This is a genomic window from Pseudomonas extremorientalis (assembly GCF_024584605.1).
GTDB lineage: Bacteria > Pseudomonadota > Gammaproteobacteria > Pseudomonadales > Pseudomonadaceae > Aquipseudomonas > Aquipseudomonas extremorientalis.
Window position 1 is genome coordinate 573901 of sequence record NZ_CP089519.1, and the last position, 21919, is coordinate 595819.

Annotated in this window: 21 protein-coding genes; 16 read left to right on the forward strand and 5 right to left on the reverse strand. The window is 61.6% G+C overall.

Features of this window, described 5'->3' with window-relative positions; genetic code table 11:
* The first annotated feature begins 6 nt into the window (after window positions 1-6).
* The 8 genes from LUU92_RS02500 to LUU92_RS02535 all read left to right on the forward strand — a co-directional run bounded on the left by LUU92_RS02500 (window position 7) and on the right by LUU92_RS02535 (window position 8581).
* Window positions 7-363 (forward strand): YceK/YidQ family lipoprotein, encoded by a 357-nt coding sequence (locus tag LUU92_RS02500; protein ID WP_071492312.1) that lies wholly within the window; start codon window positions 7-9, stop codon window positions 361-363.
* A 142-nt stretch (window positions 364-505) separates the two neighbouring features.
* On the forward strand, window positions 506-2263 hold the full coding sequence (locus LUU92_RS02505; protein ID WP_034136622.1) for a carbamoyltransferase family protein: 1758 nt from the start codon (window positions 506-508) through the stop codon (window positions 2261-2263).
* Window positions 2247-3377 carry a glycosyltransferase gene (locus LUU92_RS02510; RefSeq protein ID WP_257103119.1) on the forward strand — a complete coding sequence of 377 codons (1131 nt, stop codon included), beginning with the start codon at window positions 2247-2249 and terminating at the stop codon, window positions 3375-3377. The genes LUU92_RS02505 and LUU92_RS02510 overlap by 17 nt, the downstream gene beginning before the upstream one ends.
* Window positions 3377-4273, forward strand: coding sequence for a GNAT family N-acetyltransferase (locus LUU92_RS02515; RefSeq protein WP_071492310.1), 897 nt, complete (start codon window positions 3377-3379; stop codon window positions 4271-4273). Before LUU92_RS02510 ends, LUU92_RS02515 begins: the two co-directional genes overlap by 1 nt.
* A complete protein-coding gene (locus tag LUU92_RS02520) occupies window positions 4270-5682 on the forward strand; it encodes a PIG-L deacetylase family protein (RefSeq protein WP_257103120.1) in 1413 nt (470 codons plus the stop codon). The genes LUU92_RS02515 and LUU92_RS02520 overlap by 4 nt, the downstream gene beginning before the upstream one ends.
* On the forward strand, window positions 5679-6635 hold the full coding sequence (locus LUU92_RS02525) for a glycosyltransferase family protein (protein ID WP_071492308.1): 957 nt from the start codon (window positions 5679-5681) through the stop codon (window positions 6633-6635). Before LUU92_RS02520 ends, LUU92_RS02525 begins: the two co-directional genes overlap by 4 nt.
* A gap of 51 nt (window positions 6636-6686) precedes the next feature.
* A complete protein-coding gene (locus LUU92_RS02530) occupies window positions 6687-7448 on the forward strand; it encodes a glycosyltransferase family 2 protein (RefSeq protein WP_071492307.1) in 762 nt (253 codons plus the stop codon).
* Between the two features lie 47 nt (window positions 7449-7495).
* Entirely contained in the window at window positions 7496-8581 is a 1086-nt protein-coding gene (locus LUU92_RS02535; RefSeq protein WP_257103121.1) for a glycosyltransferase, read from the forward strand.
* Here the strand turns inward: LUU92_RS02535 and LUU92_RS02540 are convergent.
* A complete protein-coding gene (locus LUU92_RS02540; RefSeq protein WP_173668598.1) occupies window positions 8570-9136 on the reverse strand; it encodes a BUD32 family EKC/KEOPS complex subunit in 567 nt (188 codons plus the stop codon). The genes LUU92_RS02535 and LUU92_RS02540 overlap by 12 nt on opposite strands.
* Before the next feature lie 148 nt (window positions 9137-9284).
* Here LUU92_RS02540 and LUU92_RS02545 point away from each other — a divergent pair, with 148 nt between their 5' ends.
* From LUU92_RS02545 to LUU92_RS02570, 6 genes are all read left to right on the forward strand, one after another.
* Window positions 9285-10463 (forward strand): O-antigen ligase family protein, encoded by a 1179-nt coding sequence (locus LUU92_RS02545; RefSeq protein WP_071492304.1) that lies wholly within the window; start codon window positions 9285-9287, stop codon window positions 10461-10463.
* Between the two features lie 9 nt (window positions 10464-10472).
* Window positions 10473-12281, forward strand: coding sequence for a lipid A export permease/ATP-binding protein MsbA (msbA, locus tag LUU92_RS02550; protein ID WP_071492303.1), 1809 nt, complete (start codon window positions 10473-10475; stop codon window positions 12279-12281).
* A 153-nt stretch (window positions 12282-12434) separates the two neighbouring features.
* Window positions 12435-13139 carry a sulfotransferase family 2 domain-containing protein gene (locus tag LUU92_RS02555; protein WP_071492302.1) on the forward strand — a complete coding sequence of 235 codons (705 nt, stop codon included), beginning with the start codon at window positions 12435-12437 and terminating at the stop codon, window positions 13137-13139.
* Window positions 13132-13740, forward strand: coding sequence for an adenylyl-sulfate kinase (cysC, locus tag LUU92_RS02560; protein ID WP_071492301.1), 609 nt, complete (start codon window positions 13132-13134; stop codon window positions 13738-13740). The genes LUU92_RS02555 and cysC overlap by 8 nt, the downstream gene beginning before the upstream one ends.
* A 103-nt stretch (window positions 13741-13843) precedes the next feature.
* A complete protein-coding gene (gene hldE, locus LUU92_RS02565; RefSeq protein WP_222540859.1) occupies window positions 13844-15268 on the forward strand; it encodes a bifunctional D-glycero-beta-D-manno-heptose-7-phosphate kinase/D-glycero-beta-D-manno-heptose 1-phosphate adenylyltransferase HldE in 1425 nt (474 codons plus the stop codon).
* On the forward strand, window positions 15261-16187 hold the full coding sequence (locus LUU92_RS02570; RefSeq protein WP_071492299.1) for an NAD-dependent epimerase/dehydratase family protein: 927 nt from the start codon (window positions 15261-15263) through the stop codon (window positions 16185-16187). Before hldE ends, LUU92_RS02570 begins: the two co-directional genes overlap by 8 nt.
* Window positions 16188-16216: 29 nt before the next feature.
* Here LUU92_RS02570 and LUU92_RS02575 read toward each other — a convergent pair whose 3' ends face one another.
* From LUU92_RS02575 to LUU92_RS02590, 4 genes are read right to left on the reverse strand one after another with little or no spacing between them, the layout of a single operon-like run.
* On the reverse strand, window positions 16217-17176 hold the full coding sequence (locus LUU92_RS02575; RefSeq protein ID WP_071492298.1) for a metal ABC transporter ATPase: 960 nt from the start codon (window positions 17174-17176) through the stop codon (window positions 16217-16219).
* A gap of 41 nt (window positions 17177-17217) precedes the next feature.
* Complete coding sequence (locus LUU92_RS02580) at window positions 17218-18030, reverse strand: aldo/keto reductase (RefSeq protein WP_071492297.1); 813 nt, start codon at window positions 18028-18030, stop codon at window positions 17218-17220.
* Window positions 18027-19202: an NAD(P)/FAD-dependent oxidoreductase gene (locus LUU92_RS02585; RefSeq protein WP_071492296.1), complete on the reverse strand. Its 1176-nt coding sequence runs from the start codon at window positions 19200-19202 to the stop codon at window positions 18027-18029. Before LUU92_RS02585 ends, LUU92_RS02580 begins: the two co-directional genes overlap by 4 nt.
* A gap of 55 nt (window positions 19203-19257) precedes the next feature.
* A complete protein-coding gene (locus LUU92_RS02590) occupies window positions 19258-19593 on the reverse strand; it encodes a DMT family transporter (protein WP_012721885.1) in 336 nt (111 codons plus the stop codon).
* 101 nt (window positions 19594-19694) lie between these two features.
* Between LUU92_RS02590 and LUU92_RS02595 the strand changes: the two genes are divergently transcribed.
* Entirely contained in the window at window positions 19695-20585 is an 891-nt protein-coding gene (locus LUU92_RS02595; protein WP_071492295.1) for a LysR family transcriptional regulator, read from the forward strand.
* Window positions 20586-20608: 23 nt separating this feature from the next.
* Window positions 20609-21886 (forward strand): lipid IV(A) 3-deoxy-D-manno-octulosonic acid transferase, encoded by a 1278-nt coding sequence (gene waaA, locus LUU92_RS02600; RefSeq protein ID WP_257103122.1) that lies wholly within the window; start codon window positions 20609-20611, stop codon window positions 21884-21886.
* Window positions 21887-21919: the final 33 nt, after the last annotated feature.

Sequence of the window (21919 nt, forward strand, 5' to 3'; positions counted from 1 at the left end):
AGGGTCATGAGGATGGGGTCGAAAGTCTTGTGCAGTACGCTGTCGCTTGTGTTGACGGGCTGCGGAACCATCAATACGGTCTTCCGACCCGACGCGGTCACCAGCCAGAACCTCAAGGACTCGCGCAGTCACTGCGAAAACGTGCCGCGCATCTACAGCGGGGTGATCTACGGGTTCTGCACGCTCAATGGGGAGCCGGCGCCCGACAAGAGCCTGAAGGACAACAGCCTGATCGACCATGGCGGGAGCATGCTACCCTTTGTCGCGGTCGAGTTTGTCGCCTCCGGCGTGCTGGACACCCTGGTGCTGCCCTACACCGTTTACCGTCAAAGCCGGGACGGCAGCATCGAGATCTTCCGCTGATCCCTCTTGACGCTCGCCGCTAACAGCTTCCCCTCGCTTTTACGCTATAATCCCGCCCTTTAGCTGTTTCCCGCCCAGGCGGGAAACACACTTTTTTCAGGCGCAACCCGCCTGCATGCAGACTAAAAGAGGCTAGACCCCTGTGGCATTGACGATTCTTGGCCTGTCCGGCGCCCTTAGCCATGATCCTTCCGCAGCCTTGTATATCGACGGCAAGCTGATCGCTGCCGCCGAAGAAGAACGCTTCGTACGCGACAAACATGCAAAGAACCGCATGCCCTACGAGTCGGCGAAGTTCTGCCTGGAACAGGCCGGTATCAAGCCTTCCGACGTTGACGTGGTGGCGATCCCGTTCGCCCCGATCAGCCTGTTCGGTGAGGCGCGCTGGCATTACGCCAAGCGTTACTGGTACGCCCCGGACCGCGCCCTTGATGCGATCCTGATGGGCAACCGTCGCTACAAGCGCTATCGCAACAAGATCGTCTGGTGCCTGGAGCAACTGGGCTTCGATCCGAAGAAAATCAAGATCGAACCGGTTGAACACCACCTGGCTCACGCTTCCAGCGCCTACCACTGCTCCGGCTTCCAGGAGAAAACCGCGATCCTCGGGATCGACGGTAAAGGTGAGTACGCCACCACGTTCTTCGGCTACGGCGAAAACGGCAAGATCCACAAGATCAAGGAATTCTACGATCCGGACTCCCTGGGCGGCCTGTACGGCGCGATCACCGAGTTCCTCGGTTTCGAGATGCTCGACGGTGAGTTCAAGGTCATGGGCATGGCGCCGTATGGCGATGCCAGCAAGTACGATTTCTCGCGCCTGGCCTCCTTCGAGAACGGCGAGCTGGTGATCAATACCGACTACGCCAACGTCATCGGCCTGCGCCGTTATAAAGAGAAGGGCAAGGGTTTCTACTTCTCGCCAAAACTGATCGAGTGGCTGGGCCCCAAGCGCGAAGGCGATATCGCCGACGAGCCGTACATCCACTACGCCGCCAGCATGCAGGCGCTGTTCGAGAAGCTGGCCCTGCAGATGATCGACCACTACCTGGGCGACATCCTCAAGGACACGGGCAAGCTGGCCTTCGCCGGCGGCTGTGCGTTGAACGTCAAGCTGAACCAGAAAATCATCGCCCGTGATGACGTCAAGGAGCTGTTCGTACAGCCGGCCTCCGGCGATGCCGGTACTGCCGTGGGCGCAGCGGCCTACGTGTCCCACGCCCGGGGTGTGCCGGTGGAGAAGATGGAGCACGTCTACCTCGGCCCGTCCTACAGCAACGAAGACGTGATCGCCGCGTGCGCCAAGCACGAGAGCAAGCCGAACTGGCGCAAGATCGAGAACATGCCCCAGCGCATCGCCAAGATCATGGTCGATGGCAACCCGGTGGCCTGGTTTCAGGGCCGCATGGAGTTTGGCCCGCGTGCACTCGGCGGTCGTTCGATCATCGGTTGCCCTAGCGCCACCGGCGTGGCGGACCGCATCAACCATCAGATCAAGTTCCGCGAGCGCTGGAGGCCTTTCTGCCCGTCGATGCTCGACACCGTCGCGCCGCAGATGATCAAGGTCGACCACCCTGCACCCTTCATGACCTTCACCTTTGAAGTGGCCGAAGAGTGGAAGACCCGCGTGCCGGAAGTGGTCCATGAAGATGGCACCTCCCGCGCCCAGGTGCTCAAGCGCGAGTACAACCCGCGCTACTACGACATGATGAAAGAGCTCGAAGTGCTGACCGGCAACGGCGTGTCCCTGAACACCTCGCTCAACCGTCGCGGCGAAGCGATGATCTGCTCGCCGACCGACGCGCTGAACATGTTCTTCGGCTCCGACCTGCAATACCTGATCATGGAAGACATCCTGGTCGTCAAGGACGGCGTGGACCCTTATGACGCGCTCGGCTGAACGCCACGTCCTGCAGTTCTGCCACGGCTATGACGGGCCGTTCCTGGACTGCGCGCGGCAGTACGCCAGTCTGTTCGCAGGCTCCGGCTACAAAGTGACCACGGTGTTCCTCACCGGGGTCGCCGACCTCGAGGTGGCCGCCGGTTGCGCCAGTGATGAAGTGCTGTTCATGGAATTCAGCTCCAAGGCCGTTCGCGGCCTCAAGCTTGGGGCTATTGCCGAGCTGCGCAAGATCGCAGCGTCGCGCAATTTCAGATTCTGCATTGCCCACCGTTTCAAGCCGATCTACGTGGCCTTGCTGGCCACGCGGTTGCCGGTGATCGGTGTGCATCATGCCTTTGGTGATTACCAGCGCCGTAGCCGCAAGCTGTTTGCCGGCATTTTCCGCAAGCGCCTGAGCCTGCTCGGGGTGTCCGACGCGGTGCGTGACGATATGCGCCGTTGCCTGCCGGCTTGGCCGGCTACGCGGATCCAGACGCTGTACAACCGCATCGATGTCGACGCCCAGCAGGCCATGCAGGTGCCGGTGGATGAGGCACGTGACGCCCTGGGGCTGTCGCCGGACGAGTGGGTAGTCGGCAATGTCGGCCGCCTGCACCCGGACAAGGACCAGGCCACGTTGCTCAAGGGTTTTGCCCTGGCACTGCCGCAACTGCCGGAGCGAAGCCGACTGGCGATCCTCGGCAGTGGCCGCCTGGAGCAGGACCTCAAGGAACTGGCCCGGGAACTGGGCGTTGCCGACAAGGTGCTGTTCCTTGGCCAGGTGCCGGATGCGCGCCGGTATTTCCGCGCATTCGATGTCTTTGCACTGAGCTCCGACCACGAGCCGTTCGGCATGGTGTTGCTGGAGGCCATGGTTGCTGGCGTGCCGTTGCTGGTCACGGCCTGTGGCGGGGCGAAGGAAGTAGTGGAAGGGGTAGGTGTCCTGTTCCCCTTTGGCGACACCGAGCGCCTGGCCCACGGGCTGCGGCACCTGGCCGCGATGGATCGCCAGCAGCAACGGCAGTGTGCCGAGATGATGCTGGAGCGCCTGCATGCGCGTTTCTCGGATCAGGCGGTACGCGATACTTTCTGGCAACTGCCGCACGTTATTGAACTGACCGCGGGGGCTTGATGCTCAATCGATTCCGAGGCTGGCGCGAGCGAGGCTGGTCCGTTGTTGACGCGCCAGTCTACAGCGATGCCTGGCAGCGTTTTGGCGGCAGCGTCGCCACCCATCCACAGGTGATCGAACGCCTGGCGGGGCTTGCCGAGATCCCGGTGCGTTACCTGGCCTGGGAGCAGGGCGGCGATCTTCAGGCGTGCATCGCCACTTGGGGGCGTGACCTGGCGTTGTCCAAGGATGTACTCAAGCAGCGCGGCAAAAAGGGCCTGTTCGACCTGGGCAATGCCGAGCTGATCTTGCCGGCAGCCGCTAGGGCCAAGGCGCCGCTGCGTCAGCGTGCGCGCTATCTGTCGGTGTTGAACGAAGGCCGTTTCAGTGGCCTCAAGCCCCAGGCCGAGCAACTGGCCATGGCGCGTACGCCGGAAGAACTGTCGAAGAAATTCCGCTACAACCAGCGCCGTGAACTGCGCCTGCTGGAAGAGGCGGGCGGCGTCGTGCGGCCGGTGGGTGAGTTTTCCAGCCAGGAGCTGGCGGCGATCTACTGCGATTTGTTCCTGCGCCGCTGGGGCTTTGTCGCCACGGGCGCCGAGCGTATGGCTGAGGTGATCGAGCTGCTGCGCGAGTGGCTGATCGGCTCGGTGATCTTTCTCAACGATGCGCCGATTGCGGTCCAACTGGTGTACCGGGTCGAGTCGCCCGAGTGGATCAGCGTGGAGTATGTCAATGGTGGCGTCGACCCTGAAACCCGTGCGTTCAGCCCGGGCAGTGTCTTGAGTTTTCTCAACACCCAGAGTGCCTGGGAACAGGCGCGTGAAGTCGGCAAGCCGCTGCGGTTTTCCTTTGGGCGTGCCGACCGCGAGTACAAGGACCGCTGGTGCAACCCTGTGCCGGTGCTGACCGTATGAGCCGCAAACAGCAATTGCTCAAGCGCCATCGGCGCAACAAGCGCATCGGCCTGTTGATCGGCTTGCTGCTGTTGGTGGCGATCGGCATCTGCGTGGCCTGGTGGTTGCCCTTGGTACTGGGCGTGCTGGCCTGGGTTGCCCATGAAGCCTGGTTTGCCGACCATTTGTTTTATGCGCCTGGCGAAGACTATCAATACCGTTTTTCGGCGGATGCCGAGGTGAGTGGGGTTCGCTTCGAGGGCGGGCGTCTGCTGGTTGATTCGGCTCTGGAGACCGATGCGACGTTGGTGTTGGCGATCCGGGTCAAAAGCGCTTGGTTGGGACGCCTGCTGGACCCTGCTGTCGAGATTCTGGGGGGCGAGAGTCCCGACCGCCAGGCCTTCGAGCGAGGCGTGAATGGCGTGCGTTATCTCAACCTCAGTGGCTTGGCCCCGGCCCTGATGGCCGATGAGTTGCGCTTGCATGGGCGCTTTTGCCGATTGCTGGGAGCGCCCCGGCTTTGGGCCTGGGCCACTGCGGATTACACGGCGCAACGGGTGATGGTCATCGCGCCCCATGCCGACGATGCCGAGCTGGCCGCATTTGGTCTTTACAGCCAGGCCGACAAACCCTGGATCGTGACCCTCACCGCCGGTGAAATCGAAGCCGAGCACTATCAAAAGATGGGCCTGGATGCGGTCGAGGCCGCGCGCATCAAGGGACGCCTGCGTGCCTGGGACAGCATTGCCGTACCCCGCTGGGCCGGGGTACCCGAGGCGCAATGCGTGCAATTGGGCTACTTCTGCCTGCAATTGCCGGCGATGCGGGCGACGCCGGATCAGCCGGTCGCGTCGCGTGAGGCGGATTTGTCGGATATCCGCCTGTTCCGCCAGTTCAACCCGTTCCCGTTGCCGGCGGACCAGGATGGCCTGCCCACCTGGAACAACCTGTTGGCCGACCTGCGCCACTTGCTGCTGACGGCGCGCCCCGAGGTGATTGTGCTGCCACATCCGGTCCTCGACCCGCACCCTGATCACATCTGTGCGCACCAGGCGGTCACCGAAGCCTTGCAAGGGCTGGAGTGGCAACCGACAACTGTCCTGGGCTATGCCAACCACCTGCATGACAACGACCGCTGGCCCATGGGCGATGCAGGCGCCGGCATTGCGTTGCCGCCGCAGTTCGACGACGCGTTGGTGTTGTCACCCTACAGTGTGTCGCTGTCGCTGGCGCAGCAGCGCGATAAGGCCATGGCGTTGGGCATGATGCATGACCTGCAACCGGCACCGCCGTTCAAGCGCCGTGTACGACGCTGGCTGCAGCGTGTCTTGGCGGGCCGTGCGCCGTCGCCCTATGGTGAGAACGAATTTTTCCGCAAGGCCGTACGACGGCACGAGTTGTTGTGGCGTTTGGGAAAGGATGAGTCATGAAAGTCTTGTTTCTGGTGCAGAAAGAACAGCGCGCCATCCTCGATCGCTTGTACGAAGGCATTGCCGAGCACTGCGAGTGTGATACCCGCTGGCTGAGCAGTGCTGATCAGCGCAACCTGCGTGGTTACTTCCGGCGCGAAGTCGACGTGACCCGTTACGACCGCATCGTGTTCTTCCTGCGCTTCAAGCAGGAAATCCGTCAGGTCGGGTTTATCCGCACGATCCCGAACCTGGTGATCCTCGAGCACGATGCTTACCAGAACTACATTCCCTGCAAGTACACCGGCAAGTTCAGCGCGCATTACCGGCGCCTCCCGTGGGCGCGGGTGATCAGCTCCGGCCACATGGTGACCGAGCGCCTGCGGGCCGAAGGTTTTGATGCGGTATTCGTACCCAAGGGCTATGACCAGGCACTGTTGCAGCCCCAGGATCGTGAGCGTGATATTGAACTGGCATTTGTCGGCAGCACCAACAGCGTGGCCTACAGTGGTCGCAAGGCATTGCTCGATGAGCTGGCGAAGGTTGAGCCTTTGGTGGTGACGCGCACCAAGTCCGGTGAGGAATATTGCGCCACCCTCAACCGCATCCGCTTTTTCGTCAGTGCCGATGTGGGCATGGGCGAATACATGATCAAGAACTTCGAAGCCATGGCCTGTGGCTGCGTACTGCTGGCGTTTGACCAGGGTGCGGCGGAAAACGAGGCCCTTGGCTTTGAGGATATGGTCAATGTGGTGTTCTATAAGGACATCCCGCAGTTGCAGGAAAAGCTCGCCGTGTTGCGGTCCAACCCGTCGTTGGCGACCGATATTGCACGCCGTGGGCAAGCGCTGGCGGTTGGCGAGTTCAGTTTTGCCCGTATCGGCCAGCGTATTGTCGAGGTATTAAAGCCGCCCTTAAGGCCGCGTTCTCCCTTGAGTATGCTGGAAAGGTTGCGCCTGAAGCTGGGCGTTTAATATCGGCTGAGTAGCCGTAAATGATGGCTATATGATATTATCGAGGCTTGAATGCAATTCTCCGATCAAAGCGACATAACGCTCGTGGTGACCAGTTGTGGTCGCTTCGATTTGTTGAAGCGCACGCTCGAGAGCTTCGATCTGTTCAATACGGCGGACATACGCGAAGTCTTGATTACTGAAGACTCCGGCGATGAAGCCGTGCGCCTTGCGGTTCCCGAACACTGGCAAAGACATTGCACTTTTTTGATCAACCGCCCAAAGCTTGGGCAGTTGGCATCCATCGACTTGGCTTACGAGTTGGTCAAGACTCCCTACATTTTTCATTGCGAGGATGACTGGGCGTTTTATCGACCGGGTTTTGTCGAGGACTCCAAAACTGTGCTGGAGCAGCGCCCCGACATTCTGCAGGTATGGTTACGCAATTACGTTTATGACTTGCAGGTGCACAGCCCCTATATCCATCTGGGGCCGCGCGAGGTGATCGGCGGGGTGCCGTGTTATCCCTTGCAGTCCGACAAGCCTGAGTGGCAGGGGTTTTCACTGAACCCTGGGCTGCGTCGTATCAAGGAGTATCGGTTGTGCGCTCCCTATGCCGGGTTTGAGGGTGAGAAAGGGTTGTCCAAGCGTTACGCGCAGTTGAACCTGGTGGCCGTGACTCTTGAAGGTGATGCGGTTTTGCATACCGGTTTCGGTCTGCATGTGGCGACGGCGAAAGAGCGTCTGACCAAAGCACGGCGCAAGCGGCGAGAGCGGATCAAGCTGGCGGCCATGTTGATACTGGGACTGGGTATCGGCTGGTTGATCCATTAGTTGCTTATGACAAGCCACCTTCACGCCGCAAAAGGTCACTTTTATCGATGAGTATCCTCAATATCATGTGGGCCGGGGGTTCTGCATTCGCTTCAGTGCAGAAGGTTCACCAACAGATACTGTCTCATGCCATTTGTCCTTCACCGATCAACACTTGGCTGCTTCAAGGCGGTGCGCAGAAAGGTGATCCGGTGCGAGAGTGGAACCTCTCCTCTGCCCAGCTCAAGGGCCGGCACGTGTGGAAACTGCTGACGCCGCTGATGCGTACGCGGTTTCACAAGGCGCTGCCTGAGGATCTGGAAATTGTGCTGCTGGATGGAATTGGCGTGGCCCGGGTGATATTGCCCGTACTCCAACGGTTGCCGCAGGTACGGGCCGTTGTCGTCTTTCACGGCGCCACGCGCTTGCGCCGAGCAGACCAGAAGCTGCTCGACCAGTTTCCGGCTGCACGCTTGACCATCGCCGCCGTGTCGCAAACCCTTGCAAGCTCGCTGGAGCGGTATCTGCAACGGCCCGTCGCGGTGCTGCGCAGTGCATTTGACCCAGTGGCTTTTCGTGCGGCCACGCTTTCCCGGGAACAGGCTCGTTCGCATCTGGGCTTGCCGCTGGAAGGCTCGCCCGTGCTGGGCGCCGTCGGACGGTTGGTGGAGGGTAAGGGGTTCGGCTGTTTGCTTGACGCGTTTGCCAGTGTGTCGGCCCATCAACCAGATGCGCGCCTGGTGATTATCGGTGAGGGGCCGGCAAGGCCTGCCCTTGAGGCGCGCATCGACGAGCTGGATTTGCGAGGCAGGGTATCGTTGCCGGGCCATCTGCCAGAAGCGGCGACTCTGTACCGTGCGTTTGACTGGGTGGCCATCCCATCGACGGAAGAGGGCTTGGGACTGATCCTGCAAGAGGCGGTGATGGCCGGTGTGCCGGTATTGACCAGCGAGTTGGCGGTGTTTCGCGAACAGTTGGCGGATGCCGGCTGGTACGCGCCGTCAGACAATGTGCACGCTTGGGGGCGCCTGATGGAGCGCGCTTTCGCTACGCCGGCCCACAGTGTGCTGGAGGCTCAATCGCGAGCGTTGGCGCCGGAGCAAGCGTGGAAGGATTTCAGTGAAACCTCCCGGCGTCTTTTCTCATGCCGCTAGCAGGGCTTGTTCCAGTGCTTGCATTGGAAAGCGTTCGTTCAGCTTCTCGCGCGCAATATAACGTGCGAAATGCTGCACGTTGCGCCGTGCGAGTGCGGGGTTGAGCGGGGCGCGAAGAAAGCGCATATCCGCCACATCGATCAGCCCCATTTCATTGTCAGGCGTGACAACAATGTTGCCCAGGTGCAGGGAGCGAAAGTAGATGCCTGCGCCATGCAGGCGGCGAATGAGTGCTACCAGCGGGTCGAGGTTGGACTGCCAGTCAAAGCCTTCCTTGTTGGAAATCTGGCGCAGCGTTTCCCCTGGCAGTGGGCGATACAGCACCGCCGTCATGCCAGGTGCAGCCAACTGATAGTACGCAAGTACGGTCAAGGTGGGGATGCCACGCTGTTGCAGCTGCGCCACGTTATCGATGAAGCGTTTGGAGTAGGGACGAAACAGTGCTGATGAAAGCAGGCGCTTGCGGCGAAACAGTTTAAGGATGTTCCCGTCCGCCAACAGGTAGACTTTGGGGCCGTGGCTGTCCTGTTCGAGGATCTTGGCGCCTTCAATCATCGTGGTTAAATCGGCTTGGGGAAGCCTTGAACATTGCATCGTCGGAAAGCCTTGTGGGAGTCGCGGGCACAGTGATCGGCAATAATGCCGAAAGTTTTGGGTTTTAACCATGCCGGGTTGGCAGGTTGAACGTATTCAGGAGCGAGTGATGCAAGCAAGTCGTTGGGCGCAGGTATGGATGATTTTCGGATTGCTGTGGTTTTTGCTGGCAATTGCCTTTGCGCCTACCAATAAAATTTATCAACAAGGCTTGACCCTGTTTCTGTGGTTGCCGGCCATGGTGTTTGCCTGGTCGGCGCGTGAGCGGCTCATGGAAGTCTGGCGTGAGCAACGCTGGATATGCCTGATGATTGCGGCGCTGGCGGTCTGGGGCTCGGTCAGTTTGTTGTGGACCAACGCTGAAGATCCTTCGCGTGAGGCCAAGCGCCTGCTGTATATCGGCGTGTTCCTGCTGTTTTTCCCGGTGTTCGCCTGTGGGCAGACCGAGCGTGTCATTCGTGTGATGCAGTGGGGCGGTTTCGGTCTGGCCCTTTCTTCGCTGGTGGCGATCATCAAGTTTTATGGGGTTGAGCATAATGCCTGGTTCGCCCGCCTTGAAGGGCTGGGGCAGCTGTCCCACCCGATCCTGGGGGCCTACGTGATTGGCCTGGCGGCGGTCTGGCTGCTGCACTGGCTGCCGCGTGGTCGTTGGATGCAAGTGGCGTGGGTGCTGTCCATCGGTCTTCTCGGGCTGTTCGTGGTACTGAGCCAAAGCCGTGGCGCTGCACTGGCGTTGCTGTTGACGGTAGTGGCGATGCCGGCGTGGTGCCGTGACCGACGTACCGCAGTGATCGCCATTGGGGCGGTGGTTGCGGCACTGGCGGTGTTCTTCGCGATGCAATCGTTGATGCTGGCTCGCGGTGTCTCTTATCGGCCCCAGATCTTCATGTCTTCCATGCAGATGATCGCTGAGCATCCGTGGGCCGGCCTTGGGTTGGGGGGCGATTACAAAGTGTTGGCTGACGGCATTTATTTCGACCACGCCCATAACCTGTTTTCCCATGTCGCCATCGAACTGGGCCTGCCTGGCCTGCTGCTCTGGTGCGGGCTGTGGTTCGGCGTGCTGTGGCAAGCCTGGAAAGCCCGCGACACGCTCTACGGCAAGGGCATCATCGGCATGTGGGTGTTTTCGTTCCTGGCCATGCAGTTCGATGCGGCGAGCCTCACGGGCACGCCACGGGCGGAGTGGTTTATCTCGTGGCTGCCGATTGCGCTGGCCAGTGTCCTGGTCTGGGCTCGGGCCAACCCCGACGCATGTGATAAAGTTCGCGTCCTACCCAATCAGTGAGCTCGACACATGAGTGACGCACCGCCCAAAGCGGACCAGGAATCCAGCCTGAAGATCTATCTCCGGCTGCTGGGCTATGTGAAACCGTACATCGGCATGTTCCTGCTGAGTATCGTGGGCTTCGTGATCTTTGCTTCCACCCAGCCGATGCTCGCCGGGATCCTCAAGTATTTCGTGGATGGCTTGAGCAACCCGGACGTGGTGTTCATGCCCAAGGTCCCGTTCTTCAAGGACCTGAAGTTGCTGATGGCCGTGCCGCTGCTGATCATCCTGATCGCTGCGTGGCAGGGCCTCGGCTCGTTCCTGGGCAACTACTACCTGGCCAAGGTCTCCCTGGGTCTGGTGCATGACTTGCGGGTCCAGCTGTTCAATAAGTTGCTGGTGCTGCCCAACCGTTATTTCGACACGCATAACTCCGGGCACCTGATTTCCCGCATCACCTTCAACGTGACCATGGTCACCGGCGCCGCCACGGATGCGATCAAGGTCGTCATCCGCGAAGGGCTGACGGTGGTGTTCCTGTTCGGCTACCTGCTGTGGATGAACTGGAAGCTGACCTTGGTGATGCTGGCGATCCTGCCGCTGATCGCCGTGATGGTCGGCAGCACCAGCAAGAAATTCCGCAAGCAGAGCAAGAAGATCCAGGTGGCGATGGGGGACGTCACTCACGTGGCCTCGGAGACCATCCAGGGTTATCGCGTGGTGCGCAGCTTCGGTGGCGAAAGCTATGAACAGCATCGCTTTGCCGCAGCCAGCCAGGGCAACACCGACAAGCAACTGCGTATGAACAAGACCGGCGCGGTCTATACGCCAATGCTGCAGTTGGTGATCTATACCGCCATGGCGACGTTGATGTTCCTGGTGCTGCTGCTGCGCGGGGACGCCACGGCAGGTGACCTGGTGGCCTACATCACCGCTGCGGGCCTGCTGCCCAAGCCGATCCGGCAGCTGTCGGAAGTCAGCTCGACGATCCAGAAGGGCGTGGCCGGTGCCGAAAGCATCTTCGAGCAGTTGGATGAAGAACCGGAAGTCGACAGCGGCACCGTGGAGCGTGATCGCGTCAGCGGCCGTCTCGACGTGCGCAACCTGAGCTTCACCTATCCAGGTGCCGAGCGTGAGGTGCTGAAGAACATCAACTTCACCGCAGAACCTGGGCAGATGATCGCCCTGGTCGGGCGTTCGGGCAGTGGCAAGTCCACGCTGGCCAGCTTGATTCCGCGCTTCTACCACCACGAAACCGGGGAAATCCTGCTGGATGAGGTGGAGATCGAAGACTACCGCCTGCGTAACCTGCGCCGCCATGTGGCCCAGGTGACCCAGCACGTCACGCTGTTCAATGACACCGTGGCCAACAACATCGCCTACGGCGACCTGGCGGATGCGCCGCGTGAGGACATCGAAAAAGCCGCCGCCGATGCCTATGCCATGGACTTCATCGCCCAGCTGCCCAAAGGCCTGGACACCGAAGTCGGTGAGAACGGCGTGCTGCTTTCCGGCGGCCAGCGGCAGCGCTTGGCCATCGCCCGTGCATTGCTGAAAAATGCCCCGCTGCTGATTCTGGATGAGGCTACGTCGGCACTCGACACCGAGTCCGAGCGTCACATTCAGGCCGCGCTGGACAAGGTCATGAAAGGCCGCACCACCCTGGTGATCGCGCACCGGCTGTCCACCATCGAGAAAGCCGACATGATTCTGGTGATGGACCACGGCGAAATTGTCGAGCGTGGTACACATGTGGAACTGCTGGCCATGGGCGGCTACTACTCGCGCCTGCACGCCATGGGCCTGGATGAGCCGGCAACGGCTAACATCACCTGATAGACCGGGGCGCGCAAGGCGCCCCGGTATTTGTATCAAGATCCTTACCCAGCTTGACCAAAGCCAAATAATTCGCGACCTGCCGTTTGTTATGTTGGCCTTCTCGATTCGAATGACGAACGAGAGGGCTAACCTTCTTGCGTGGGTAATGGAATGTTGCAGCGTCTGTTCTGGAAATTGCTTCCCAAGCCCCAAAGGGTGTTCTTGCTGGGGCGGTTGTCGGTGGTGGATCGCCAAGCGGTGAATAAATCCCTGTCTGGAGTGACCACTCTCAACCCGGCCTTCGAACGACACCAATGTGTATTCATCCACGTGCCCAAGTGCGCCGGCAGCAGTGTCTGCTCGGCATTGCTCGATGGGCGCTGGCCGGGGCACCTGCCGTATTACTGGTACCAGCAGCAATTTCCCGAGCACTGCGAGCGCAGCTTCAAGTTTGCCTTCGTGCGTGACCCGCTGGAGCGCGCCTACTCGGCCTATACCTACTTGCGCGGCAATCATATGGGGAGTCGTGACCTGCACGCCCAGGCGCTGGTTTCAAGCTATCGCGATTTTGATCAATTCGTGGCCGGTTGGCTGCACCCCGACAACCTGCGTCGCCAGCTGCACTTTGCGCCCCAGATCGATTTTCTGGTGGACGAGATAGGGCGCATGGCCATGGATTTCCTGGGGCGTCAGGAGTCCTTGGAGCAAGACTTCCAGCACCTGTGCGAGCGCCTCGGCGTGACCACATCCCTGCCACATCTGAATGTTTCACTGGGACGGCGCAATGGGCCGGTCAGGGATTTCTGCTCCTTGCGTACTCGTCGGCTGGTTCGGCGTGCCTATCAACGTGACTATGAGGTCCTGGGTTATGAATAGTCAGTCGCTCGTCGGCAGTTCTGTTTCTATCCGCCCCTTTGCGATGTCGTTGTCGGTGGCGGCACGGGCTGCACTCAAGCATCAGCAGCCTTGCTGTGTGTGGTTGACGGGGTTGTCCGGGTCGGGCAAGTCGACCCTGGCCAATGCCCTGGAAGTGCGGCTCAGCGAGCAAGGGCGGCACACTTTTGTGCTCGATGGCGATAACTTGCGCACCGGCCTGTGCAATGACTTGGGCATGAGCGATGCGGCGCGCAAGGAAAATATCCGGCGTATCGGCGAAGTGGCGCGGCTGATGGTGGATGCGGGACTGATCGTGATTGTCTCGGCGATATCTCCGTTCAGCGCCGACCGGGCGACCGCCAAAGCGCTGTTCGGGGCGGAGCAGTTCTTTGAGGTCTATATCAGTACACCGTTCGATGTGTGCGCTCGACGTGACCCCAAAGGCTTGTATCGCGCCGCCCTGGAAGGGCGCATCAAGGCCTTCACCGGCCTGGACAGCCCCTATGAGGCCCCGATCAAGGCGGACTGCGAAATCAATACGGATGACGTCGAGTTGGCCGACGCCGTGGACCATATTTTGGCGGCCCTGTTTAAAAAGTGATCAGAATTCGCCCGTGATGCATCCCGGACAAAGCTCTCGAACTAGGCGACGCTCGCCCTGTGCTAATATCGCGCCCCTGTTCATTTTGTATGTGGGTTGCTCCATGAAGTTGTCCATGCCGCGATTCGATCAAGCCCCTGTCTTGGTGGTCGGCGATGTCATGCTCGACCGTTACTGGCATGGTGGTACCTCACGGATTTCCCCTGAGGCGCCGGTGCCGGTCGTCAAGGTCGAGCAAATCGAAGACCGTCCAGGTGGCGCTGCCAACGTTGCCCTCAATATTGCCGCGCTCGGCGCCCCGGCCTCGCTGGTCGGCGTCACCGGCGACGACGAAGCCGCCGACAGCCTGGCCAACAGCCTGCGCGGTGCCGGCGTGCGGGCGTTGTTCCAGCGCATCGCCCACCAGCCGACCATCGTCAAGCTGCGGGTGATGAGCCGTCACCAGCAATTGCTGCGTATCGATTTTGAAGAACCCTTCGCCACCGACGCCCTGGCCTTGAGTGGTCAGGTCGATCAGTTGCTGGAAGGCATCAAGGTGCTGGTGTTGTCCGACTACGGCAAAGGCGCCTTGAAAAACCACCAGGAACTGATCCAGGCCGCCAAGGCCCGGGGCATTCCGGTGTTGGCCGATCCCAAGGGCAAGGACTTTTCGATTTATCGCGGAGCCAGCCTGATTACGCCGAATCTCAGCGAATTCGAAGCCATCGTCGGCGGTTGCGCCGATGAGCACGACCTGGTGACCAAGGGCGCGAGGCTGATGGCCAACCTCGACCTCGGCGCCTTGCTGGTGACCCGCGGCGAGCACGGCATGACCCTGCTGCGCCCCGGCCACCCGGCAATGCACTTGCCGGCACGTGCCCGTGAAGTATTCGACGTCACCGGCGCCGGCGACACCGTGATTTCTACCCTGGCGGCCTCGATTGCCGCCGGTGAAGAACTGCCCCACGCCGTGGCCCTGGCCAACCTGGCGGCGGGCATCGTAGTGGGCAAGTTGGGTACTGCTGCCATCAGCGCGCCTGAATTGCGCCGTGCAATCCAGCGCTCCGAAGGCTCGGAGCGGGGCGTGCTGACCATCGAGCAATTGCTGCTGGCGATTGACGATGCCCGCGCCCACAACGAAAGCATTGTGTTCACCAACGGTTGTTTCGACATCCTGCACGCCGGCCATGTGACCTACCTGGAACAGGCGCGTGCCCAGGGGGATCGACTGATTGTCGCGGTCAATGACGATGCGTCGGTCAGCCGCCTGAAAGGCCCTGGCCGTCCGATCAACAGTGTCGACCGGCGCATGGCGGTGCTGGCGGGGCTGGGCGCGGTGGACTGGGTGATCAGCTTCCCTGAAGCGACCCCGGAAAACCTGTTGGCCCAGGTCAAGCCGGACGTGCTGGTCAAGGGCGGCGACTACTCTGTCGACCAGGTCGTGGGGGCGGACATCGTCAGCGCCTATGGTGGCAAGGTGAAGGTGCTGGGTCTGGTCGAGAACAGCTCGACCACCGCCATCGTCGAGAAGATCCGCAACAATGAGTAAGCAGGTTCTTGTCACCGGCGGCGCGGGGTTTATCGGTTCGCACCTGGTCGATGCGCTGCTCGCCAAAGGCTACGGCGTGCGGGTGCTGGATAACCTTTCCACCGGCAAGCGCAGTAACTTGCCGTTGGACAATCCGCGCGTCGAACTGCTGGAAGGTGATGTGGCCGATGCCGAGTGGGTCGCCCGTGCCGCTGTCGGCGCAGCGGCGGTGGTGCATCTGGCAGCGGTGGCTTCGGTGCAGGCCTCGGTGGATGACCCGGTCAGCACGCACCAGAGCAATTTCGTCGGCACCCTGAATGTGTGCGAAGCCATGCGCAAGGCCGGCGTCAAGCGTGTGGTGTATGCCTCCAGCGCCGCGGTATATGGCAACAATGGCGAAGGGGCTTCGATCGACGAAGAGACCACCAAGGCGCCGCTCACGCCCTATGCGTCCGACAAGTTGGCCGGCGAGCACTACTTCGACTTCTACCGTCGCCAGCATGGCCTGGAGCCGGTGATCTTCCGTTTCTTCAATATCTTCGGACCACGGCAGGACCCGTCATCGCCGTATTCCGGCGTGATCAGTATCTTCAGCGAGCGCGTGCAACAGGGCGTGCCGATTGCCGTGTTTGGCGATGGCGAGCAAACCCGCGACTTCATGTATGTGGGGGACCTGGTGGATTTGCTGGTGCAGGCTATTGAAGCGCCTGAAGCTCCGCTGGGCGCAATCAATGTCGGCTGGAACCGCACCACCACGCTCAAGGATGTGCTGCGGGCCTTGGAAGACATCGTCGGCAAGCTGCCGGCGGTGACTTACGGGCCGGCACGCTCCGGCGATATCCGGCATTCGCGGGCGAACAACCAGCGGTTGCTGGCGAGCTTCACACTGCCTGAGCCCACGCCGTTGAAGGTGGGCCTGGAGCGCTTGCTCAAAGGCTGAACGCCATCGACTGTGGGAGCTGGCTTGCGTCAGGCCTTGGTTTTTTTCTTCGGCACGATCTTGCGCAGCACCCGCTGGGCCAGGCGTTTCAATTTCGACTCTTTCTCAGGCTCCGCCAGACCTTGCTGGCGTAGCCAATCCTTCCAGCGAATCCGCTCCTCACGAACCAGCCAGCCTTCCTGCTGGGCGAAGCTCTCCGCCAGGTACAAGCCTCGCGTGCTCGCCGGGTACAACTGGTCTTTCTTGACGGTGTACAACTCAGCCTGGGGCTGGCCGTCTTTCAATGGCATCAGGTACAGGTCCGGGCGTTGACGGTCGAGGCGGGCGACCAGTTGGTCGCCTTCGAGGCGCTCGTCCACATGGAACAGGCTCAGGGATTTGGCTTCCTTGGGCACTTCCAGGCGCAGGTCGTAGATCAATTGCAGCGATGCCGTGGGCAGGTGCACGTAGGCGCGCGGGCGTTCGATCAACTGGGTGGTGGCGCAGCGCACCGGGCGAGCCGCGCCGGACAGCGGGCTGAGGCGAAAGGGCAGCGCTTCGCGGTAATGCAGGGCGGCGGAGTAGGGCGCCGGCAGCCAGGTGTCGTTGAAGCGCCCGCCGAGCCAGCCTTCCGGCGTCTCCAGCAGGCATTCTTCGGCAATTTCCTGGATGGCGGTGTGCAGCGGCAGGTTCAGCTCATGGGCGGGCACGTAGCCGGAGATCAGCTTGAGTACCACGTCGCCACGGTCCTGGCGGCGCTGGCGCACCAGCACCCAGTAATCCTTGTTTTGCCAATGCAGGGTCAGGCGCACCGACACGCCGAGGTTGGCCAGTTCCAGGGCGAAACGCTCGGGGTCTGCCACCTCCACCGGCTTGCGCCGTTGCAGGGTCTGGGCAAAGTTGAGCGGCATGCCGACGCTCTGGTAGCTCAGGCCTTCGGGGGTGGCTTCGACGTGTAGCGGCAGTGTCTTGAAGTTGCTGGGGTTTTTTCTTATGAGCGTTCGCGGCATGTCGGCTCCTTCTTGCGACGGGGTCGGCCGCGTCGGCGGCATCAGAGTTGACGAATGACCTGGGCAGCGGTCGCCACGTTATGGGCCAGGTGCAGCGGATTAATGGTCCCGACAATAGCACTGGCAACGCCTGTTTGCGCAAACAACAACATGAAACTGGCGCGAATTGGATCCATTCCCGGCTCCAGGCAGACGTGGCCGCTGGCCAAGGCCTTTTTCACCAGGATGCCCTTGCCGTGGGCCGCCGCATATTCAATGACGGCTTTCTCGGCCTGTTCGTTCAGATTGTAGGTGACCATCGCGCAATCGCCCTGTTCCAGAGCCTTTACGCCGCCCTCGACGGTCTTGCCGGAAAAGCCGAAACCACGGATCTTGCCTTCCTGTTTCAGCGCCGCCAGGGTCTGGTAGACCTCGCAGTCATTGAGGATATGCAGGTCGTTACCGTCGGAGTGCACCAGCACCAGGTCGATAAAATCGGTTTCAAGTCGTTTCAAGCTGCGCTCGATCGACATCCGGGTGTGGGCCGCGCTGAAGTCGTGGCTGGACGCGCCATTCTCGAATTCTTCGCCGACTTTGCTGACGATCACCCAGTCTTTGCGCTGGCCCCGCAGCAGCGGCCCCAGACGTTCTTCGCTCATGCCATAGGCCGGCGCGGTGTCGATCAGGTTGATGCCCAGTTCACGGGCCTGGCGCAACAGCATGCGGGCCTCGTCGTCGCCGGGGATCTGGAAGCCGCTGGGGTATTTCACCCCTTGGTCGCGGCCCAGCTTGACGGTGCCCAGGCCCAGGGGTGACACCAACAGGCCAGTGCTGCCCAGGGGGCGGTGCAGGTCGTGCAGGGTGGGCAGGCTCATGGCAACAGTTGCTCCCAGGCAGGCACGCCGATGGCGGGTCGTGGCAGGTCCGGCAGCGGCTCGCCGACACTTGGGCGGATGCCGTCACGCTCCAGGCTGTTGATCACCCGATCGGCGAAGTCCGGCGCCAGGGCCAATTTGGTCGGCCAGCCCACCAGCAGACGGCCTTGTTCGGCGATGAAGGCGTTGTCGGGCCGGGTCAGGCCCGATTGCAGGGGCTCCGCGCGGTCGACGCGCAGGGTCGCCCATTGGGTCTGGCTCATGTCGATCCAGGGCAGCAACTGCGCCAGCTCTTTTTGCGCCGTAGCAATCTGTTCCTGCGGGGTGCGCGCCACACCATCGGCTTCGGCAATATCGCCGCCCATGTACCACACCCAGTTGCCATCGGCCGCCGGGTGAGTGGTAACGGTAATGCGCGGTTTGGTGCCGCCGCCCAGGCAGTGGGCATACAGTGGCTTCAGGCCGGGCCCTTTGGCGATGATCATATGCAATGGGCGTTTTTGCATGGCCGGCTGGCTGATGCCCAGCGCGGTCAGCAGATCCGCCGTACCTGCGCCGGCACTCAACACGATGCGCTGGGCGCGGATCTCGCGACTGTCCACCTTCAAGCCCACCAGTGTGTCGCCTTCCAACAACGGTTCGATGTGCTGGCCGGCGAGCAAACCATCGCCGGCCAGTTGGGCCAGGCGTTCGATCAGGCTTGGTACATCGATGACCAACTCGGCAAGGCGGTAGACCTTGCCCTTGAAGCGGCGGTCTTGCAGCGCTGGGGGTAAATCGTCGCCCTTGACCTGATCAACACGGCCACGCACGGCCTTGCTGGCGAAAAAACTGGTGAGGTTGCCGGCGAGTGTGCCGGGGGACCACAGGTAATGCGCCTCGGACAACAAGCGTACGCCGCGCAGGTCCAGCTCACCGCTACCCGCCAGTGCTTCGCGCCAGCGACGCGGCATGTCGGCAATGGCTTCGGACGCGCCGGTGATCGCGCCGTGCAGGGCGTACTTCGCACCACCGTGAATGATCCCCTGGGACTTCACGCTCTGCCCGCCACCCAAGGTGGCGTTTTCCACCACCACCGTGGAAAACCCCTGGCGGCGCAGGCGCGCATTCAGCCAGAGGCCGGCAACCCCGGCGCCGACAATCAGAACGTCGGTGGAAATAACGGATGGCATGGGCGACCTCAGTGTTCAAGACAAGAGGCGCAGTATACAGGCTGTTGAGGAGTGGTCAGTGTCCGGCGGTTTTCGAGAACAGCTGGATCACCACCACGCCCAGCACAATCAGGCCCATCCCCAGCATCGCCGGGATATCCAGCTTCTGCCCGTAGATGAACAACGCCGCGATGCTGACCATCACAATCCCCATTCCAGCCCACACCGCGTAGGCCACGCCCACCGGCACGGTGCGCACCACCAGCGTCAGCATCCAGAACGCCACGCCGTAGCCGACGATCACCAGCAGCAGTGGGATAGGCGTGCTCCAGCCCTTGATGGCTTTCATGGAAACGGTGGCGATCACTTCCGAGCAGATGGCGATAGCCAGATAGCAGTAGGCGGCGTTCATGGGGCAGTCCTCGGATAAAGCGGTCAGTTAAGGCTGGTATTTTAGAGTTATGTCAGATGGGGTAAAGTCATTACCTATCCGAATCAAAGATGGGTTGAGCCATGAGCGTACAGTGGGATCTGGAACGGATGCGTTTGTTTGTCAGCGTCGCCGAGCAGCGTTCGTTTTCGGCGGTGGCGCGCCAGCAGCGCAAAGCTCAATCGGCGGTCAGCAATGGGATTGCCATGCTGGAGGCGGACCTGGGCGTCAGCCTGTTCGAGCGTAGCAGTGGCCGCCAGCCCCGGCTGACCGAAGCCGGCAGTGTGTTGCTGGAAGAAGCGCGCGAAGTGCTGCGCCAGTGCGAGCGACTCAATGGCCGGGCACTGTCATTGACCCGTGGTGAAGAGGCCTGCCTGCGCCTGGCCCAGGATGAAGCCATGCTGTTCCAGCCAGTGCTCGATAGTCTTGAGGCACTGGCCGGGCAGTACCCGTTGTTGGAGGTACAGTTGTCCAGTGCGGCCCAGGGTGATGTAGCGCGCAAGCTGGTGGAGCGCAAGGCTGACCTGGGCCTGCTGTTCTATCACGACCAGATCCCTGAAGCCCTGGAGCGGCGCGTGGTCGGCAGCGTTGAGATGGTCACGGTGTGCGGTGTGAATCACCCGCTGGCCAAGCAAACCTATGTAACGTGCCAGCACCTGGCACAGTTCCGCCAGTTGCTGATGTCGACCCAGACCAGTGTCTACCCCGGCAGCGAGGCCGCCAGCCCGCTGGTGTGGCGCGCCGACAGTTTCTACGTGCTGGCCGAATGGCTGATGAGTGGCCTGGGCTGGGCCTGGTTGCCGCGGCATATCGTGCAATACCCGACCTACCAGCAACAGATGGTCGAACTGGACAGCGAATGGACGCCGCCGGCCCTGGTGGTCGAGCTGGTCTGGCGGCGCGACGAACATCTGGGGCCGGCAGCGCGCTTCCTGGCAAAACGATTTGCCGAGTGCTTGCAGGCGATCGACTGAAAAAGCCGATAAACTCCGCCGCCATGAATAGAACTCTCTACAGCTGTCTGTTTTACCTGGCGCTGCCCTTGGTGGCTTTACGTCTGTGGCTGCGCGCGCGCAAGGCGCCGGCCTATGCCAAGCGCGTCGGCGAGCGCTTCTCCTATGGCTTGCCGGTGATGCGGCCGGGTGGGATCTGGGTGCACGCCGTGTCGGTGGGCGAAAGCATTGCCGCTGCGCCTATGGTGCGCGGGTTGCTGGAGCGTTATCCGACGCTGCCGATCACCGTCACCTGCATGACGCCGACCGGTTCCGAGCGTATCCAGGCGTTGTTCGCCAATGAACCGCGAATCCAGCACTGCTACTTGCCGTATGACTTGCCGTGCGCGGCCAAGCGTTTTCTTGATCGTGTACAGCCCAAGCTCGCGGTGATCATGGAAACCGAGCTGTGGCCCAATCATATCCACGCCTGCGCCCGGCGCGGGATTCCGGTGGCATTGGCCAATGCGCGGTTGTCGGCGCGTTCGGCCAAGGGCTATGGGCGCTTTGCCAGGCTGACGGCGCCGATGTTGGCCGAAATGAGCCTGTTCGCTGTGCAGACGCAAGCCGAAGCGCAGCGCTTCCTGGATTTGGGGGCTCGGCCGGAAACCGTCGAAGTCACCGGCTCGATCAAGTTCGACCTGACCATCGACCCCCAGTTGCCGGTGCGCGCCGCCGCGTTGCGCGCGCAATGGGGTGCCAGCGAGCGTCCGGTTTGGATCGCAGCGAGTACCCATGAAGGTGAAGATGAGGTGGTGCTGGCCGCCCATCGCCGACTGCTCGACAGCTACCCCAACGCCCTGCTGATTCTGGTGCCGCGCCATCAGGAGCGCTTCGGCCCGATGTTCGCACTGTGCGAGCAGCAGGGTTTTGCCACGGTGCGTCGCTCCAGTGGCGAACCCGTCACCGCGAACACGTCGGTACTGCTCGGCGACACCATGGGCGAGTTGCTGTTTCTCTACGCCTTGGCCGATAGCGCGTTCGTAGGCGGCAGCCTGGTGGCGACCGGTGGGCATAACCCACTGGAGCCGGCGGCGCTGGCCTTGCCGGTGATCATGGGGCCACATGTGTTCAACTTCCTCGAAATCACCACGATGATGCGTGAAGCCGGGGCGTTGCGCGCGGTGGACGACGCAGAAGGGTTGGCCGAAGCCGTGCGCCAGTTGTTCGAACTGCCGCAGGATGCGCGCAAGATGGCGCAGGCGGGGCTCAGGGTGATGCAGGCCAACCAGGGCGCGTTGAAGCGTTTACTGGATGGCCTGGGTCGACTGCTGGCTAACTGAATCAGCACCTGACTCAATGTGGGAGGGGGGTTG